The following is a 17,574-nucleotide window of genomic DNA, read 5'->3' as shown; positions in this document are numbered from 1 at the left end:
AGGCTCCCCCGTTCACCGCCGCCCTCTCAGACGCCGGTCGGGACCGGGGCTCCGGCACGCATGCGTTCCAGCAGCGTGTCGAGGTAGTCCCGGGAGGTGTTGAGCCGGATCATCGCGCCGAGGGCGATGTCGCGTCCCGCTGCCGGGTCGGCGCTCACCAGCGGGCCGATCACGTTCTTGAACCAGCCCGCGGCGTGCCCGGCGTCCACCCCGATGTGCAGGTCGTGGTAGACGATGCCGACCTCGTCCAGGTCGTGGCGCCGCCAGGCGTCGACCACGCAGCGGAACCGGCGCGGCGCCAGGTACTCGGTGACGCCGAAGTAGCCGACGGCCTTGTGGTAGTGGCGGCGGGAGAGGGCCAGGCAGGCCGAGATGTTGCCGGAGATCCCCGCTTCCAGCAGGAACTCGCGGCGTATGTACTCCGGGTCGGCGCCGATCGCCTCCAGCGCCTGCGAGAAGAGGGTGGTGTGCACCCCGGCGTGCTCGCCGTTGCCCATCTCGTCCCAGTAGTTGGCGGCGATCTCCATCTTCTCGACGCCGTGCCGGCCGATCTGGAGGAGGGCCAGGATGTCGTCGAAGCGCGGGTCGAGGCTGGTCTCCTGGGCGAGCAGCAGGCGCAGGTCCTCCGTGCTGCCGTGCTCGGCGAGATGCTGGTGGTAGAGGGGGTGCCAGCCGGCCGGGTGGTCGCTGATCACCGCCTTCAGCCAGCGGACGTACTCCGGGCCGGACTCGGGGTGGCCGGTGACGCTCGCCTCCGGGATCCGCCGGAGCTCGTGGCCGAGGACGGCCCGCTCCAGGACGGCCGCCACGTCCCGCAGGATCGGCTCGCGTTCGTGGTCCGACTCCTGGACGGGACGGGCGGAGAACTCGCGGTCGTAGATCAGGGACAGCGCGCCGTGGACCTCCTCCAGGGCCGCCCGGTCGCCGTCGTCGTAGGCGCGGCTCGTCAGCGCGCGGCACGCCGCGGCGAGGTCACCGCGGAAGCCGTAGTCGTCGGACATCCGGAGCAACTCGTCGGCGGAGCGGTGCTCCAGGTCGCGCAGGACCTCCGACACGCCCCCGGCGAGCACGTCTCTTCCGTCGGTACAGCTGTGCTGGGATGCCGTGTACATGTGGAATGCCGTCCCGTCCTGTCAGTTCGCGTCGTCGAGCGCTGCGGCGTCGTGCTCGTCGCCGTACCACTTCTCGCTCCAGCGCGAGAAGGCGACGATGAAGATGTCGCGGTGGCCGGGCCGCTCCCCGGCGGCCACGATGTCCGTCACGTCGTGGGCGAGCCGCCGGTCGTCGAGGAGCACGGCCTGGCCGGGCTCCAACGTGCCGTTCCAGAAGGGCTTCTCGTCCCCGGGGTGCCACAGCCGCGTCTCGCCGCCCGTGACCCCGTCCCGGCGCAGGACGCCGATCATGACGAACTCGTGCCCGTCGTGGTGCACCCCCTCCGGCGTGAGCGGACCGGGCCGGCCCCGCTCCGCACGGCTGCGGTTCTGGTGCACGTTGATCTGCCAGTCCTCGTTCCGGTCCAGCCCGATCTCCCGGGCGCCCACGGCGATGAGGGGGGTGAAGTCCGCGTCGAGGGGCGGATACGTGCGGCGCACGCCGCCGCCGACCGGGTTGAACTTCTTGAACGCGGTGTAGTCCCGGTGCGGCAGCAGCCCGAAGTTCCACCCGCCGTCGGCCGACGCCGTCAGCCGGTACTGCGAGAACTTCTTGTACCGGGTTCCGTGCCCCATGTAGGGGTCGACCGGCAGCTCGTCGTACGTCGCCAGCAACTCCGGCGTGACCGGCGGCAGTTCGATCAGGGAGAAACCTTCAGCGCCGAGCGGCATGACACTCCTTCGCGTCGTCGGGGAGGTGGGTCACTTCTGCCACCGCTCGGTCTCCGCGAAGAACCCGTCGATGCCCGTCGTACGCCCCGACTCCACCGCGTTGCGGTAGACGAAGGAGCCAACGGCCAGGTCGAGCACGCCGAGGCCGAAGGGGGAGAAGATGCGCGGCTTGCCGTCGCCCGGCCGGACCTTCCCCTCGATCACCTGGGCCAGGGTCCCGTCGACGAACCCGCGGTGTCCGCAGCTCTGTTCCGCCAGGTGCACGGAGGTGTTGGCGGTCAGGCAGTGGTCGACGTCGTCGACCACGTTGTGCGCGCCCAGGATGATCTCGGGCGCGATGTCGCGCAGGGAGATGTTCAGCACCACCTGGCCCGGCTCGAAGAGGTGCGGGTCGGTGATGTAGGGAGTGCCGGCCGTCGTCGCCAGCACCACCAGGTCCGCGCCCTTCACGGCGGATTCCAGGCTGTCCGTGCGCTCCGCCTCGGTGCCCAGCGTCTCGCGGGCGTACGACACCAGCGCGTCGGCGTAGCCGGGCACCTGGTCGTACAGGGCGAACTGCCCGATGTCCCAGCCGTCCGCGACGAAGAAGTCGAGGATGTTGCGGGCGATGACGCCCGCCCCGACGACGGCGATCCGCGCCGCGCGGGAGGAGCCGTGCAGCTGCGCGGCGCCGAGCACGCAGGACGCCGCGGTGCGCGCGGCGCTGATCTGCGACGCCTCCAGGCAGGCGAAGGGGTATCCCGTGGCGTAGTCGTTCAGCAGCAGAACGGCGGACGCCCGCGGGACGTTGCGCTCGACGTTCTCGGGGAAGCTCGCGATCCATTTGATGCCGGCCACGTCGTAGCCGCCACCGAGGTAGGCGGGCAGTGCGATGATCCGCGCCGAGGGCTTCTCGGGAAAGCGCAGGAAATAGCTGTTCGGGTTCACCGAGTCCCGGCCCTCATGGGCCAGATAGGCGTCCCGGACGATACCGATCAGTTCTTTCCGCGATTCGGAGATCACCTCGCGGGCGACCGTACCGCTGACTACATCGAATCCGAACATGAGGTTCCCCCACGGAGTTCACGGAGTTTCATCGGCCCATCACGGCCGGAAGCTGGGAAACGGGGTCGACGCCGAATCTCGCGGCGACCCAGTCGTCGTCGTACACGGTGCCGAGGTAGCGCTCGCCCATGTCGGGCGCGATGGCCACCACCCGGGAACCGGCGGGGATGTCGAGGGCCCGGCTCTGGACCGCCGAGAACACCGATCCGCTGGAGCCGCCCACCAGCAGGCCGTGCCGCCGGGCGAGCATCCGGCAGGCCTTCACCGCCTCCGCCTCCTCCACCAGCATGACCTCGTCGATCAGGTCGGTGCGGCTGATCTCCGGTACGCGGCTGGTGCCGAGGCCGGGCAGATGGCGCGGGCCGGGCCGGGCGCCGAAGGTGACCGAGCCGACGCTGTCGACGGCGATGATCCGGGTGCGGGGCGAGGCCTCACGGAAGTGGGAGGCGCATCCGGTCAGGGTGCCCGTCGTGCCGGCCCCGACGAACAGGTAGTCCACCCTGCCGAGTTCGGCGAGGATGGACACGGCGGTGTTCGTGGCGTGGACACGCGGGTTGGCGGGGTTGGCGTACTGGTTGAGCCACACCAGCGCCGGGTCCTCGGCCAGCATCCGCCGGATCAGCGCGATGCGCGTCCCGAGGAAGCCGCCGTTGGCGTCCCGCTCGTCGACCAGCACGACGTTCGCGTGCAGGGCCCGCATCAGCGCGACGCTGTGCGGTGAGGCGTTGACGTCGGTGACGCAGGTGAAGTCGTAGCCCTTCGCGGCGCAGACCACCGCCAGGGCGACACCGAGGTTGCCCGAAGAGGACTCCACCACCTGTCCCCCGGTGCCGAGCAGCCCGCGCCGCTCGGCGTCCTCGATCAGCCCGACCGCGGTCTTGAGCTTCACCGAGCCCGCCGGGTTCAGCCCCTCCAGCTTCAGGAAGAGCTCGCTGCCGGGCAGGACGTCGGGAAACCGCAGGAACACGTCGTCGGTGACGACGTCGTACACGCAGTCCTTGATCATGCGTTGTCCCGGCGCGCGGTCGCCAGCGACTCGAGAACGGCCATGGCGCTGGTCAGCTTCATCTCCGCCTGCGTCCAGGCGAGGGTGCGCTCGCCCTCCAGCACGCCCGCGGAGATCTCGTCGCCCCGGTGCGCCGGCAGGTCGTGCATGAGGACGGCCCCGGGCCGGCGGCTCATGAACGCCTCGTCGATGTAGTAGGGACGGAAGAGCTCCCGCCAGCCGGCGTCCGGCTTCGAGGTGCCCGTCGTCTGCCAGCGCGTCGTGTACACCACGTCGACGGCGTCGGGCGCCTCGTCCGGGGAGTGCGTCTGGCGCAGTACGGAGCCGTTGGCCTCGGCCCTGCTCCGGGCCGCGGCCAGCTCGTGCCCGGGCACGCCGTACCCGGGCGGGGTGAGCAGGGTCAGCTCCGTCCCCGGGTAGTGCGCCAGGCCGTGCGCCAGCGCCACGGCACTGTTGTTGCCCTCGCCGACGTACAGCACCTTGACGCCCTCGACGGCGCCGAAGTGCAGGTTGATGGTGGCCAGGTCGCAGACGCCCTGGGTGGGGTGCTCCTCCTGCCCCATGGCGTTGACCACGGGGATCCCGCCGTACCGGGACAGGGTGCGCAGCTGCTCGACGGGGCCCGCGGTCCGTGCGACCAGCAGGTCCAGCATCCGCCCGAAGACCCGGCCGGTGTCCTCCAGGGACTCACCGGTCTCCAGCTGGAGGTCGTGCGGGCCGTAGCTGATCACCTGGGCGCCCAGCCGGAGCGCGGCGGTCGTGAAGGCCGTGCGGGTCCGGGTGGAGGTCTTGGTGAACAGGATCCCCGCGATGGTGTCCCGCAGCGGGCGGTCGTGGTCGCTGCGGTCGGCGAAGAAGTCGCAGGACCGGCGCACCAGGGTGTCGAGGTGTTTGCCGTCCAGCTCGGACAGCGAGAAGACGCCCGTCTCGGGGACGCTCTCGGGCGTTCCCAGGAGGGAACGGGTCTCTGCAGTCATTTCCTTCTCCCGTGTCCGTCGTCAGAGCAACCCGGCGGACATGAAGGAGTCCCGTGCACCCGGCACGTCCAACACGCCTACGGATTCGAACAGTTGAAAGGTGTGCCGGGCACTGGCCCGGATGCCGTCCCGGGTCTTGTCCGGGGCGTAGACGTCGGCGAGGACCTCGCTCACCGCCGCCTCGTCCAGTCCCGCCAGCCGGAGGGAGCCGCGCACCGGCACCAGGTCGGGCGTGAGGCTGCGGCTGACCAGTTCCGGCAGGCAGCGCGAGGCCCGCTCCCGCAGGGCGGGGCTCAGGTCGTGCCAGAGCTCCTTGAAGAACGCCGCGAAGTACGCGTGGTGGCGTCCCTCGTCCTGGGCGTGGTCCCGCACGACCTCCCGCACGGTGCCGACCACCGTCTGATCCTTGGGGATGTCCTTCAGGATCGAGGTGACCAGCGTCTCGAAGACGACCACCTGGAGCAGCTGGACGAGAATCGTCTCACCGGGCAGGACCGCGGCCCCGAGGCCGTCGAGACGGTCGAGGAACGGGGCGAAGTCGTAGTCGGGCACCGCGACACCGGTGGCATCGCTCACCTGCTCCACCACGTCCAGGCTGTACAGGGCGTGGTAGGCCTCGTCGCAGTAGATCTTGTACGCGTCCAGCCGCGTCGCCGCCGGCAGCGGCAGGCCCGATGTGCCGTTCGCGATGCGCTCGGCCGCCCGGTTCACCACACTCGTCTCGAAGTGCATCGTGAACTGCATGTACTGGTACAGGTGACGTGCGGTGATCCGGTACCGCTCCGCGGGCTCCAGGGCGGCCACGAGGGGATGGTCCAGGTACGGGATCAGCGTGTGCGGGAAGAGGGTCTTACCCTCCTCCAGTTCCCGTGCCATGACCCGCCGCGGGTCGGTCCGCACCCCGGCCTTGTCGTACCAGCCGTCCAGCGGCGACTTCATCTCAGTTCTCCCGATGTCTAGATTCCCGTGACCGCGGAGACCATCAGCCACAGTCCGACGGCGACCAGGGCCGCCCCCGCGACCGTCTCCAGGACGCGGCGCCATCCGTCCTTGCGGAACACGTCTCCCATGCGGGCGACGATCGCCGCGTACGCGAGCAGGGAGAGGAAACTCAGGGCGACGTGAATGGCCGCCAGCAGCAGCGAGGAGGAAAGGGACGACCCGTCCGCCGGAATGAACTGCGGCAGCAGGGAGGTGTAGAAGACACCGACCTTCGGGTTTCCCAGACTGGTCAGGGCGCCTTGGCGCCAGTCCCTTCCCGAGCGCGCGGGCACCTCTTCCCGCCCGGTCTGACGGGCCGCGTCCGGTGTCCCGGTCCGGCGTGCCGCCACGAGCGCCTGCCCGCCCAGATACACCAGATACGCGGCCCCGGCGGCTCTGAGCAGGTTGAACAGCGTCGGCGACGCGGCCAGGGCGGTCGCGAGCCCGATGGACGACATCAGGGCCCAGGCGACCAGCCCCGCGCACACACCGACGGTGGTGCGGACCGCGCTCCTGAAGTCACCGCTCAGCGTGTTGCGCACCACGACGAGGGTGTCGGCTCCAGGAATGATCACCAAGAGACCTGCAACTGCCACGTACCCTGAAATGTCAATCAATGGGATCCACTGCCAGGTAGGCCGAATTCAGCAGGCAGGCCGGGAGAGAAATCAGTCCCAACGAATGTCGGGCGCCTGCCCGCAACGCTCGAGAGAGAACATGTCACGAATGAGCGAGGACATTTTCGGTCTCCTGCTTTCTGGGATTGCGAGTTGGTACGGGATTTCCGGGTAGTACAGGCTCGGTAGCCCGGTTTCGAGCATCACCTATCACCGTTCAACAACTCCAGCCCCGCGGCCATCATCTCCCTGCAGTGCAGGGAGATGAGCCGCACCTGCCGTGGACGGGTCGGCCGGCGGGCTCCCACAGTGGAGCGAGTCATGTCGCAACCGCCGCGAACGTCTTCGGGGCCCGAGAGAACAGAGACGGAGTGCTCTTGTCCGCACCCACTCCGGCCGGCGCCACCCTGACGCCCCTGGCCCGTCGTTCGGCGTCCGGGCCGCTGCGCATCGGCGTCCTGGTCTCCGCCACCGGCGCCAATCTCACCACGCTGCTGGACCTGCAACGGACACGGCCCGAGGAGTTCCGGGTCTGCCTCGTCGCCTCGCACGCGGAGCGGGTCAAGGCCCTGGACGTGGCACGGCAGGCCGGGGTCGAGGCGTGGCCGGGCGACTTCGACCGCGTCTGCGGAACGGCGTCGGCCGCCGTCGGCCGGGCCGGCCGCGAGGCCTACCGGGACCGGGCCCGGCAGTGGCACGACGCGCTGGACGGACGGATCTCCGACTGGGAGAGGGACAACGGCGAGCTGGACCTGGTCGTCCTCGCCTACCACCGCTGGATCGACGGCCGGCTGCTCGAACGCTACCGGGGGCGCATGATCAACCAGCACCCGGCCGACCTGTCGGTCCTGGACGAAAAGGGCCACCGGCGGTTCACGGGCAAGGACCCCGTCCGGCTCGCGATGGCGGCGGGCCGCGAGACGACCCGCACCTCCTGCTTCCTCGTGGACGGCACCCGGGACGGCGGCGCGATCCTCGCGATGGGGCCGGAGGTGCCCGTCGAGGGACGACGGCCGACCGCCGAGGACGCCCAGACGCAGGAGATGAAGCAGAAGAGCCTCAGCGACCGGCCGTGTCTGCGGTGGTCGGTGGAGGCGTTCGCGGCGGGGCGGCTCGCCCTGTCGGACCAGCAACACCGCGACGGCAGCCGGGTCGTGGTGGTGGACGGAGAGCCGACCGAGCTCGGCGGACGGCGACTGACCGGAGAGACCCAGACATGACCGACCTCGCCGACGAGCGCATCCCCTCCTACGCCGGGGCGGGCAACCTGGTCTACCGCGAACCCGACGTCCCCCGTTTCGTCTCCGGCTCGGGCAGCTGGCTGACCGCGCACGACGGGCGCCGGTACCTCGACGCGGAGGCCGCCAACGGCACCGTCGCCTTCGGCTACGACGCCACCCTGCTGCAGGAGGCGATGCGGCGCTGCGAACAGCTGCCCGCCCTGCCCTCCTTCGCCGAGTCGGAGCTGCGGCTCAAGGTGCTCTCCCGGCTGGAACCGCTCGTGTCCGACGTGCTGGGCACGCCCGGCCGGGTGGAGCTGGACCTCGGCGGAGCGCAGGCCATGGAGACGGCCCTGCGCATCGCCTTCGCCGCGAACGGCCCGGGCACGATCGTCGTCTTCGAGGGCGCCTTCCACGGCCGCTCCGGCGTGACCAGCATGCTCAGTTCCAGCCCGCGCTACCGGGAGTTGCTCGCCGCGTGGGGGCTGGAGGTGGTCCGGCTCCCGAGCCCGGACTCGCAGCGGTGCCCGCACGCCGTGGCGGGAGCCGGCTGCGGGCCGGGCTGCCGTGAGGCCGTCACCCGGTGGGGATCCGAGCTGAGCGGCGTCGGGGGGCGGGACTTCGGCCGGAAGGTGTCGGCGTTCGTCTTCGAGTCCGTCCAGAACGTGGGCGGCATGGTGGAACCCGACCACGAACTGCTGCGCGCCGCCGTGGATCACGCCCGGGAGCAGGGGGCGGTGGTCATCGCGGACGAGATCTTCACCGGTATGCACCGGGTGGGGCCGCGCTGGGGGTTCCAGCGCTCCGGGGTGACCCCGGACATCGTCGTCACCAGCAAGGGTCTGGCCAACGGCGGTGCGGCGCTGAGCATGGTGTGGTCCCGCGAGCCGCTCGGCAGCCCCGAGCGGTACCGGCCCGGCAGCCACTCCTCCACGTACATCGGCATCCCGAGCGCCCTCGCCGTCGTGGACACGGTGCTGGACCGCTGGGAGCGGTGGACGACGGTCGACAAGGACGTCCTGCGGCTGGAGGAGGCCATGCGCGGCCGGCTCACCGAGGTCGCCGCGCGGCATCCGGACCTCGTACGGGGTGTGGACGCGATGGGCGGCACCGCGCGTATCGTCCTCACCGGACCGCACGCCGGCCGGATGCGGCACCTGTTCCGGTCCGGGCACCCGGACGCCGGTGTCCTCGTCGCGACGACCGGTATGGCGCCGGACGTCATCAACGTGCACCCCCCGCTCGTCATCGGGGAGCGCGAACTGGACTTCTTCGCGGAGGTCTTCGAGACGGCGCTGAACGGCATCGCCTGATGGGGGTGGAGACGGAGCGGAAGTTCCTCGTCGGCCGCGGCTGGCGCGAGACGGTGGTGCGGACCCGGGAGGTCCGCCAGGGGTACATGTCCGCCGAACCCGGGCGCGCGGTGCGAGTGCGGATCACCGACGGCGCCGAGGCGGTCCTCACCGTCAAGGGCCCCCGCGACGGGGCGCGCCGGGCCGAGTTCGAGTACCCGGTGCCGCTGGCGGACGCCGAGGAGATCCTCGCGCGGCTGTGTCCGCAGCCGTTGGTGCAGAAGAAGCGGCACTATCTGGGCGGGCGCTTCGACGGCTGGACCGTGGACGAGTTCTACGGCTCCAACGCCGGTCTGGTGCTGGCGGAGCTGGATGCCGAGGACGCGGCGGACGTGGTCGACCTGCCCGAGTGGGTCACCGAGGAGGTCACCACCGACCTGCGGTACGACAACGCTTGCCTGCACGGCCGTCCGTACCCCACCTGGGCGGCGGGGACGGCACCCGCGCCGCGACCGCTGCGGGACCCGGCCGACGCGGATCTGGTGATCTTCGACAACGACGGCGTGCTCGTCGACTCCGAGCCGATCGCCAACCGCGTGCTGGCGGCGCTGCTCACGGAGGCCGGGTTCCCCACCTCGTACGAGGACAGCGTGCGCCGCTACATGGGCGGCACCCTGGACCGCGTCCGGGCCATGCTCAGGGCCGAGACCGGGCGGGAGCTGCCGACGGGGTTCACCGGGCACTACCGGGCCCGGCTGATCGAGGCCTTCGAGCGGGACCTGCGTCCGGTCGCCGGCATGGCGGAGGTCCTGCGGGCCCTGTCTCTGCGCGGCACCCCGTTCTGCGTCGCGTCGAGTTCGCCCCGGGACCGGCTCGCCCTCGGCCTGCGCGTCACGGGGCTGGCGTCCTTCTTCGAGGGCCGGGTGTACTGCGCGGACGACGTCACCCGGGGCAAGCCGGCGCCGGATCTCTTCCTGCACGCGGCGGTCCGGATGGGAGTCGACCCCGCCCACGCGGTGGTGGTCGAGGACAGCGTGCCCGGAGTCGACGCCGCGAAGGCCGCGGGCATGACCAGCATCGGCTACGCGGCCCTGACCCCGGCCGGCCGCCTGTCCGCCGCGACCCGCGTGGTCCACGACACCGCGGGGCTGGCAGTGGAGTTGGGGCTGAAAATCCCCGAGTGAGGGCACCTGCGCAGGCAGCCCTCCGGTACGGTCCCGCCATGGCCGAAGGCGACGGTGTGCCGGAGAAGGTGGCGTGGGTCCTGGTCCGGGACGCTCTGGTGCTGGTGACGCGCAGTCACGGCAGAGACCGTTTCTACCTCCCCGGCGGTCACCGTGAGCCCGGCGAGTCCGACCGCGAGACGCTGGTGCGGGAGATCGACGAGGAACTGCGGGCGGCGATCGACCCCGGTTCCATGGCCCACTTCGGCACGTTCGAGATCGGCGAGGGCCATCCGGATCACGACCCCTTCAGAATGATCTGCTACACCGCCGACCACCACGGCCGGCTGACCCCCTCACGGGAGATCGCCGAGAAGGCCTGGTTCCGCTACACCGACCGCGCCCGCGTCTCGGCCATCGACGGGCTGGCCTTCGACGCACTCCACGCGGCGGGCCGGCTCGCGTGACCGCGACACTTCCGGACGGGACCAGGACCCTCGGGACCAGCACCAAGAAGGAGACGCTGAACACCGCTTTGCACGGGATGCCGGGGAACCGGCGACGCGCTCTGGCGCTCACCCGCCTGCGGGCGGCGTCGTCCGAGGGCGCCTTCGACCTTGAGCTCCTCGAGGACAAGGGCAACTACCGTCGATGAACGCCGCGCAGTTACTGATCGACACCGGATGAGGCACCGTAGGTCTGGTGCGCCAAGGGTCACCCCGGGACCGCGTCCCTTCGCTCGGTGTCCGTTTCCGGGTCCTCGTGGTCGCCCAGTGTCTCGGCGGGGGCCTGGGCGGGGACGGTCGGGGTGAGGGCGGTGGGGGACGGCGGGGCCGGGGTGGGTGCCCAGCGGGCGGTGACCCGTACGTAGCCGTAGATCACCGACGCCATCGCCAGGAGGAGGAGAGGCCCGGAGACCTCCGGGACGGCGGCCATGCGCATCGGCAGGTAGCGGTACGACACCAGGAGCGCGGCGAACAGCGTCGTGCCGTAGGCGACCAGCCGGAAGCCCGCCCGGTCCCAGCCCCGGTCGTGCGCGCGGAGTGCGGCCTCGATGGTGAGGGCGAAGACCACCCCGGCGACGAGGTCCACGCCGTAGTGGTAGCCGAATCCCAAGGTCGCGGCGAGTGTGACGACCAGCCAGAACGTGCCCGCGAACCGCAGGAGCCGCGGGGCCCGGCGGGTGTGGACGAAGATCGCGACGGCCCACGCCGTGTGCAGGCTGGGCATGCAGTTGCGCGGCGTGATCCCGTCGTACGTCATCGGCTCCGGGACACCGACCGGCAGCGGCGTGTGCGGCCACAGGTTCGCCGCCGCCCACTGCACACCGCCGGTGCCCGAGGCGCCCGGGCCGTAGGCGAAGACCGGTCCGACCACCGGGAAGAGCATGTAGATGCCCGGCCCGAGAAGGCCGATCACCAGAAAGGTGCGCACCAGGTGATGGCTCGGGAAGCGGCGCTCGGCCGCCACGTCGCGCAGCTGGTAGAGGGCGACGACGACCGCGGCCACCGCGAGCTGGCCGTAGACCAGCTGGAGCAGGTGGGTGCTGAACGGGGCGGTGGCCTCCACGATCCGGCCCGCCAGCCACGACGGGTTGCCCAGCGCGTGGTCGGCGGTCGCGACGTACTGGTCGAGCACGGTCGGACGGGTCTTCGCCGTGATGAACAGCCAGGTGTCGCCGGTCTTGCGGGCGGCCACCAGCAGCAGACCCAGGCCGACGCCCTTCAGCAGCAGGACGCGTTCGGCGCCGCTGCGGCGCGTGACGGCGACGACGCCGAACCCGAGCATCACCCACAACGCACCGGTGCCCAGGGAGTGGCCCTCGGCCGCCTCGGCGCCGGCCGCCCAGCGCACCAGCAGGAGGACGGCGTCGATCCCGAGCGCGGCGCCGGCCGCGATGAACCGCTGCCGCCAGGTGAGCACCACCATCATCAACGCCAGACCGCCGTACAGCGGCCCCGGCTTGGGGGCGAAGACGAGGGCCTCCACCTGGGTGGTGAGCGGCCCGGGCTCGCCGTGGCCGCGGGCGGCGATCTCCAGAGCGACGAGGAAGGCGAGGGCCACCACGCCCGCCGTGCCCCACAGCGCCGCACGCCGGTGGCGAGACGCGCCCCCCGCGGTCATGCCACTTAGTCGGGAAAACACCCGCGATGCCCTGGATATCAATCTTTTGGCCGATTCATCCGAATGGCTGGGTCGATGGTGAGCGATGGCGGGACCACCGCGAGTTCGAACATGCTAACGGAGTGATGCGGCGCGGCGACCCTGTCGTCCGGCCACGTCCGCCACGCGGCGCCGTCCCTCTCACGCACTCACCCGCACCGCCGTGCGGACCAGCCCCGCGACTCCCCGGGAACGGCTGTGGGGCGGCCAGGCGATCACGGTCGTGACCGTCGGCGCGTCCTGTACGGGCACCGCGGCGAGGCCCTCGCGCAGCTGGGACCGGCAGGACTCCGGTGCGATCCAGCAGGCACGGCCGAGGGCGATCAGCTGGAGCAGCTGGGCGTGGTCACGGGCCTCGGGGCCGGGACCGGCCGGGTAGGTGCCGTCGGGCCCGGGCCAGCGCGGCATGGGCAGGCCAGGCAGACCGGTGACGTCGGCCGTGCGCAACCGGGGCCGGTCGGTGAGGGGGTGGCCGGCCGGGAGGATCGCGACCTGCTCCTCCGTGCAGAGCTCTTCGGTGTCGAGACCTGACGTGGTGTCGAACGGCAGGTGCAGCAGCGCCACGTCGGCCCGGCCGTCGCGCAGCATCGGGCCCTGCTCGCCCATGCCGCACAGGAGCAGATCGACGGTGACCGCGTCGGGCTCGGCGGCGTAGGCGTCGAGCAGTTTCGCCAGCAGCTCGCTGGACGCGCCGGCCTTCGTGGCGAGGACCACGCCGGCCTGGCCCGCGGGGGCGAGAGCGGCCCGGCGGGTGCGGCGTTCGGCGGCCTCGACGGCCGCCAGCGCCGCGCGGGCCTCCCGCAGCAGCACCGCCCCGGCCTCCGTCAGGGTGACCGCGCGGCTGCCGCGCTCCAGCAGCGTGGCCCCCAGGCGCCGTTCGAGCTGCCCGATCGCCCGGGACAGCGGAGGCTGCGCGATCCCGAGCCGCTGCGCGGCCCTCCCGAAGTGCAGCTCCTCGGCGACGGCGACGAAGTACCGCAACTCCCTTGTCTCCACGCCGCGATGGTACTGCCGCGAGCTGGGCCGATACCCGTGCGGTATCGCCGCCCACCCGATCGGTGTTGGCCGCACCGCACCGGCCCCGGACAGGATCGACCGCATGAGCGAACAGACGATCGCGCTGGTGACCGGCGCGAACAAGGGAATCGGATACGAGATCGCGGCCGGCCTGGGAGCCCTCGGGTGGCGGGTCGGGGTCGGCGCCCGGGACCGGGAGCGGCGCGAGACCGCCGTGGCGAAACTGCGGGCGGCCGGCGTCGACGCGTTCGGCGTGCCGCTCGACGTGACCGACGACGCGAGCGTGGCGGGCGCCGCCGCACTGCTCGGGGACAGCGCGGGACGCCTCGACGTACTGGTCAACAACGCGGGGATCACGGGCGCCGTGCCGCAGATGCCCACCTCGGTCGACCCGGCGACGGTGCGGACCGTCGTGGAGACCAACGTGATCGGCGTCATCCGCGTCACCAACGCCATGCTGCCGTTGCTGCGCCGCTCGTCGTCCCCGCGGATCGTGAACATGTCCAGCGGCGTGGGGTCACTGACCCGGCAGACCACGCCCGGCAGCGACACGGGCCCGATCGCCGCCGCCTACACGCCCTCCAAGACGTTCCTCAACGCCGTCACCGTCCAGTACGCCAAGGAGCTGGAGGGCACGAACATCCTCATCAACGCGGCCTGCCCCGGCTACTGCGCGACCGACCTCAACGGGTTTCGCGGCGTCCGCACCCCGGAGCAGGGCGCCGCGGTCGCGATCCGGCTGGCGACGCTGCCCGACGACGGACCGACCGGCGGCTTCTTCGACGACGAGGGCGAGGTGCCGTGGTAGCCCCTCACCCGTCTCTCTCCCGGGTGCGCTCGCCTGGTCCGATCGGCGACATGTTCCGTAGGGCACGGCCCGGGATACGGCCCAACGGGTGATGTGACCTTCGTCGCGACAGAGGCGTTCCGGCGGGCCCGCCACCCCGCCGCCCGGCGACGGCGACGGCAGCGGCGCATCTCCCGTCGCCGGAGGTCACAGGGCCGGCACACGGGGGCGCGACAGGAAGGTCCGCGCCCGCGAAGGGCAATATCTGTGCCCGCAAAATGAGAAATAGGAGCGGGGCCCGAAGACTATTCTTCGATCATCCGACGGACCGGAATTTCCGTACGACACTCGGCCGAACCCCCCGTGCTACTGTCGATGTCAGTTGCAGGTGTGGTTGCCAGAAGGTTCATTTCCTACGGGGTAATCATCACGGCGACACGGAATTCGCACGGTGTGAATTCCTGAAACCGCCTCCGAAGGAGAAACAAAATGGCTACCGGTACCGTGAAGTGGTTCAACTCTGAAAAGGGCTTCGGCTTCATCGAGCAGGACGGCGGCGGCGCTGACGTCTTCGCCCACTACTCGAACATCGCCGCCCAGGGCTTTCGCGAGCTGCTCGAGGGCCAGAAGGTGTCGTTCGACATCGCGCAGGGCCAGAAGGGCCCGACGGCCGAGAACATCGTGCCCGCCTGACATCGGCGCTCGCGCATATTCCGCAGCCGGGGCCCGCACCTGAAGGGGTGCGGGCCCCGGCTCGCTTTTTTCCCGACGGCCCGACCCGGCCGCATCGACTTCGGCTCGTCTCGAGATTCTCCCTGCGCCGTTCAACTGCTGCGGGATTTCCTTGCCACGCGCCCGTCAAGGAAGGTCCCGCATGAAGCGTGCCCACACATCCCGTACCCGTGACCGTTTCCCCGGAGGCGGCGGCGATGGCGGCAACCGCCGGTCCGGTGGTCCGCGCCGTTCCCAGAGCTACGGAAACCGCCGGGCTCCGCAAGGCGAGTTCGCCCTGCCGAAGACCGTCACGCCCCCGCTGCCCGCCGTCGAGTCGTTCGCCGATCTCGCCATGCCCGCGGGGCTGCTGGCCACACTCGGCCACGAAGGTGTGACCGCGCCGTTCCCCATCCAGGGCGCGACCCTGCCGAATTCCCTGGCCGGTCGTGACGTGCTCGGCCGTGGCCGCACCGGCTCTGGCAAGACCCTGGCCTTCGGCCTCGCCGTGCTCGCCCGTACGGCGGGGCGGCGCGCCGAGCCGCGGCAGCCGCTCGCCCTGGTCCTGGTGCCCACCCGCGAGCTCGCCCAGCAGGTCACCGACGCGCTCGCCCCCTACGCCCGCTCCGTGAGCCTGCGGCTCGCCACGGTGGTCGGCGGCATGCCGATCGGCCGGCAGGCGAACGCGCTGCGCACCGGCGCCGAGATCGTCGTCGCCACGCCCGGCCGCCTCAAGGACCTCATCGACCGGGGCGACTGCCGTCTGGACCAGGTCGGCGTCACCGTCCTGGACGAGGCCGACCAGATGGCCGACATGGGGTTCATGCCGCAGGTCACCGCCTTGCTCGACCAGGTGCGGCCGGGCGGGCAGCGGATGCTGTTCTCGGCCACCCTGGACCGCAACGTCGACCGGCTGGTCCGCACCTACCTGCACGACCCGGTGGTGCACTCCGTCGACCCGTCCGCGGGTGCGGTCACCACGATGGAGCACCACGTCCTCCATGTGCACGACGCCGACAAGCACCGGACCACCACCGAGATCGCGGCGCGGGACGGCCGGGTGATCATGTTTCTCGACACCAAGCACGCGGTGGACCGGCTGACCCAGCACCTGTTGAGCAGCGGTGTGCGTGCCGCGGCCCTGCACGGCGGCAAGTCCCAGCCCCAGCGCACCCGGACCCTCACCCAGTTCAAGAAGGGGGACGTGACGGTCCTGGTGGCGACGAACGTCGCGGCGCGCGGCATCCACGTCGACAACCTCGACCTGGTCGTCAATGTGGATCCGCCCGTCGACCACAAGGACTATCTGCACCGCGGCGGCCGCACGGCGCGCGCCGGCGAGTCCGGCAGCGTGGTCACCCTGGTGACCCCGGGCCAGCGTCGCGGGATGAGCCGGCTGATGTCGTCGGCGGGCATCACGCCCCGGATCGCCCAGGTGCGTTCCGGCGAGGCGGAGCTGAACCGCATCACGGGCGCCCAGGCTCCTTCCGGCGTCCCGGTCGTCATCCCCGCGCCGTCCGCGGAACGCCCCCGCGGCTCGTCCGCTGCGTCCCGCGGCCGTCGGAGGCGCCGCCCCGCCGGTGAGGCGGCGCGGCCCAGGGCACAGCGGCGCACCGGATCCGGCTCGGCCGCGTAGGTCCCGGACCCACCAGAACATTCCCCCCTCGGCAGGAGACCCCATGACGCCGGTCCGGACGCAGCACCCCGCCGCCCACGCCCCTTTGATCCGTGACGACATGACGGTCGAGGTGGCGCTGTCCCTCATGGCCGGCGCTCAGGTCGACCACCTCGTCCTCTGCGACGGGGACGACCAGAGCACGGGCCTGGTCACCCTGGCCCGGCTCACCGCGCTGCGGAACACGCCGGTCTACACGGACCGGGTCCGTCTCCGGGACGTCCCGGAGGAGTGAGACACCGGCGGATCACCGCCACCAGAACCCGTGAGGGCCCTGCCGACGCGCGTCGGCAGGGCCCTCATCGGCGTGTCGCGGGGCGATGGACGGCAGAGGATGCCTCTTTCGGCCGGACTCAAAAATCTATCTTTGCCAGAGTAGACATTGCCGCTCGCCGTGGTTAGTCTTCTTCTCGTAGACATGGTCAGACGAGAACCGGAAGAAGGACGGAGGAGCAGACGCCATCAGGATCGCCCGGCCGGGCAGCTCTCGGTCCGGGTACCGCAAGACCCCGATTGGATGGTGGTCCCCGGTCACGCAGCCGCGATCCCCGCACCCCTCCCGCAGCCGGGCCGGGTAGCGGAAACAGAAGGTCGGCACCGCATGAGGGCCGACAGATGGTGTTCAATTTCCTTCGGGGCCCTGGTGCCGTACGGCACCAGGGCCCCTCGACGCGTTGCACTACGAGGTGACATGCCAGCAGATACCCCGCTCAGCGATCGTCTGGACGACGACGACTACCCGGCCTACACCATGGGCCGGGCCGCAGAGATGCTCGGTACCACTCCCGGCTTCCTGCGCGCCATCGGCGAGGCGCGCCTGATCACGCCGCTGCGCTCGGAGGGCGGGCACCGCCGGTACTCCCGCTACCAGCTGCGGATCGCCGCCCGCGCCCGCGAGCTCGTCGACAGGGGAACCCCGATCGAGGCCGCCTGCCGCATCGTCATCCTCGAGGACCAGCTCGAGGAAGCCCAGCGCATCAACGCCGAGTACCGCCGCGCGGCGCGCGAAGCGTCCGGTGGCGCGGACGCCGGTCCGAGCTGACCGCCCGCAGCCGATCACCGCCCGAGTCGAGCGCGGCCCTCACCCGCTCCTCGTCA

General features: G+C 71.3%; 19 protein-coding genes. 10 read left to right on the top strand and 9 right to left on the bottom strand.

The window, feature by feature from the left end:
* Positions 1–26: 26 nt before the first annotated feature.
* Genes AB0937_RS00505 through AB0937_RS00475 form a run of 7 tightly spaced genes read right to left on the bottom strand, consistent with a single transcriptional unit; the run spans position 27 to position 6,406 of the window.
* Entirely contained in the window at positions 27–1,112 is a 1,086-nt protein-coding gene (locus AB0937_RS00505) for an iron-containing redox enzyme family protein (RefSeq protein WP_366708752.1), read from the bottom strand.
* A 21-nt stretch (positions 1,113–1,133) separates the two neighbouring features.
* The gene (locus AB0937_RS00500) at positions 1,134–1,823 is read right to left on the bottom strand and encodes a 2OG-Fe dioxygenase family protein (protein ID WP_366708751.1); all 690 of its coding nucleotides are present in this window, start codon (positions 1,821–1,823) and stop codon (positions 1,134–1,136) included.
* 30 nt (positions 1,824–1,853) lie between these two features.
* Complete coding sequence (gene sbnB, locus AB0937_RS00495; protein ID WP_366708749.1) at positions 1,854–2,867, bottom strand: 2,3-diaminopropionate biosynthesis protein SbnB; 1,014 nt, start codon at positions 2,865–2,867, stop codon at positions 1,854–1,856.
* Between the two features lie 28 nt (positions 2,868–2,895).
* Positions 2,896–3,873, bottom strand: coding sequence for a 2,3-diaminopropionate biosynthesis protein SbnA (sbnA, locus tag AB0937_RS00490; protein ID WP_366708747.1), 978 nt, complete (start codon positions 3,871–3,873; stop codon positions 2,896–2,898).
* Positions 3,870–4,850 carry an ornithine carbamoyltransferase gene (locus AB0937_RS00485; RefSeq protein ID WP_366708745.1) on the bottom strand — a complete coding sequence of 327 codons (981 nt, stop codon included), beginning with the start codon at positions 4,848–4,850 and terminating at the stop codon, positions 3,870–3,872. The genes sbnA and AB0937_RS00485 overlap by 4 nt, the downstream gene beginning before the upstream one ends.
* Before the next feature lie 21 nt (positions 4,851–4,871).
* Complete coding sequence (locus AB0937_RS00480; protein ID WP_366708743.1) at positions 4,872–5,789, bottom strand: diiron oxygenase; 918 nt, start codon at positions 5,787–5,789, stop codon at positions 4,872–4,874.
* 17 nt (positions 5,790–5,806) lie between these two features.
* A complete protein-coding gene (locus tag AB0937_RS00475; protein ID WP_366708741.1) occupies positions 5,807–6,406 on the bottom strand; it encodes a LysE family translocator in 600 nt (199 codons plus the stop codon).
* 419 nt (positions 6,407–6,825) lie between these two features.
* On the opposite strand from AB0937_RS00475, the gene AB0937_RS00470 reads away from it, so the two are divergent.
* Genes AB0937_RS00470 through AB0937_RS00450 form a run of 5 tightly spaced genes read left to right on the top strand, consistent with a single transcriptional unit; the run spans position 6,826 to position 10,778 of the window.
* Positions 6,826–7,668, top strand: coding sequence for a formyltransferase family protein (locus AB0937_RS00470; protein ID WP_366708739.1), 843 nt, complete (start codon positions 6,826–6,828; stop codon positions 7,666–7,668).
* On the top strand, positions 7,665–8,981 hold the full coding sequence (locus AB0937_RS00465) for an aminotransferase class III-fold pyridoxal phosphate-dependent enzyme (RefSeq protein WP_366708737.1): 1,317 nt from the start codon (positions 7,665–7,667) through the stop codon (positions 8,979–8,981). Before AB0937_RS00470 ends, AB0937_RS00465 begins: the two co-directional genes overlap by 4 nt.
* On the top strand, positions 8,981–10,144 hold the full coding sequence (locus AB0937_RS00460; protein WP_366708735.1) for an HAD-IA family hydrolase: 1,164 nt from the start codon (positions 8,981–8,983) through the stop codon (positions 10,142–10,144). Before AB0937_RS00465 ends, AB0937_RS00460 begins: the two co-directional genes overlap by 1 nt.
* Positions 10,145–10,182: 38 nt before the next feature.
* On the top strand, positions 10,183–10,590 hold the full coding sequence (locus tag AB0937_RS00455) for an NUDIX domain-containing protein (protein ID WP_366708733.1): 408 nt from the start codon (positions 10,183–10,185) through the stop codon (positions 10,588–10,590).
* Entirely contained in the window at positions 10,587–10,778 is a 192-nt protein-coding gene (locus AB0937_RS00450) for a type II toxin-antitoxin system VapB family antitoxin (RefSeq protein ID WP_366708731.1), read from the top strand. The genes AB0937_RS00455 and AB0937_RS00450 overlap by 4 nt, the downstream gene beginning before the upstream one ends.
* 59 nt (positions 10,779–10,837) lie before the next feature.
* Here AB0937_RS00450 and AB0937_RS00445 read toward each other — a convergent pair whose 3' ends face one another.
* Complete coding sequence (locus AB0937_RS00445; RefSeq protein WP_366708729.1) at positions 10,838–12,247, bottom strand: phosphatase PAP2 family protein; 1,410 nt, start codon at positions 12,245–12,247, stop codon at positions 10,838–10,840.
* 180 nt (positions 12,248–12,427) lie between these two features.
* Positions 12,428–13,282, bottom strand: coding sequence for a LysR family transcriptional regulator (locus AB0937_RS00440; protein WP_366708727.1), 855 nt, complete (start codon positions 13,280–13,282; stop codon positions 12,428–12,430).
* A 103-nt stretch (positions 13,283–13,385) separates the two neighbouring features.
* Here AB0937_RS00440 and AB0937_RS00435 point away from each other — a divergent pair, with 103 nt between their 5' ends.
* The 5 genes from AB0937_RS00435 (at position 13,386) to AB0937_RS00415 (ending at position 17,518) form a co-directional block, all read left to right on the top strand.
* The gene (locus AB0937_RS00435) at positions 13,386–14,111 is read left to right on the top strand and encodes an SDR family oxidoreductase (protein ID WP_366708725.1); all 726 of its coding nucleotides are present in this window, start codon (positions 13,386–13,388) and stop codon (positions 14,109–14,111) included.
* A gap of 468 nt (positions 14,112–14,579) precedes the next feature.
* Positions 14,580–14,783: a cold-shock protein gene (locus tag AB0937_RS00430; protein WP_020119326.1), complete on the top strand. Its 204-nt coding sequence runs from the start codon at positions 14,580–14,582 to the stop codon at positions 14,781–14,783.
* A gap of 181 nt (positions 14,784–14,964) precedes the next feature.
* Entirely contained in the window at positions 14,965–16,437 is a 1,473-nt protein-coding gene (locus tag AB0937_RS00425; protein ID WP_366708722.1) for a DEAD/DEAH box helicase, read from the top strand.
* A 43-nt stretch (positions 16,438–16,480) separates the two neighbouring features.
* Positions 16,481–16,711, top strand: coding sequence for a CBS domain-containing protein (locus AB0937_RS00420; protein WP_366708720.1), 231 nt, complete (start codon positions 16,481–16,483; stop codon positions 16,709–16,711).
* Positions 16,712–17,167: 456 nt separating this feature from the next.
* Positions 17,168–17,518, top strand: a complete 351-nt coding sequence (locus AB0937_RS00415; protein ID WP_366708718.1) for a MerR family transcriptional regulator — start codon at positions 17,168–17,170, stop codon at positions 17,516–17,518.
* Positions 17,519–17,574: the final 56 nt, after the last annotated feature.

The organism is Streptomyces sp. NPDC047880 (assembly GCF_040706515.1).
Classification (GTDB): domain Bacteria; phylum Actinomycetota; class Actinomycetes; order Streptomycetales; family Streptomycetaceae; genus Streptomyces.
Note: the sequence above shows the minus strand (reverse complement) of the source record. Positions and strands in the feature narration are given on the sequence as shown.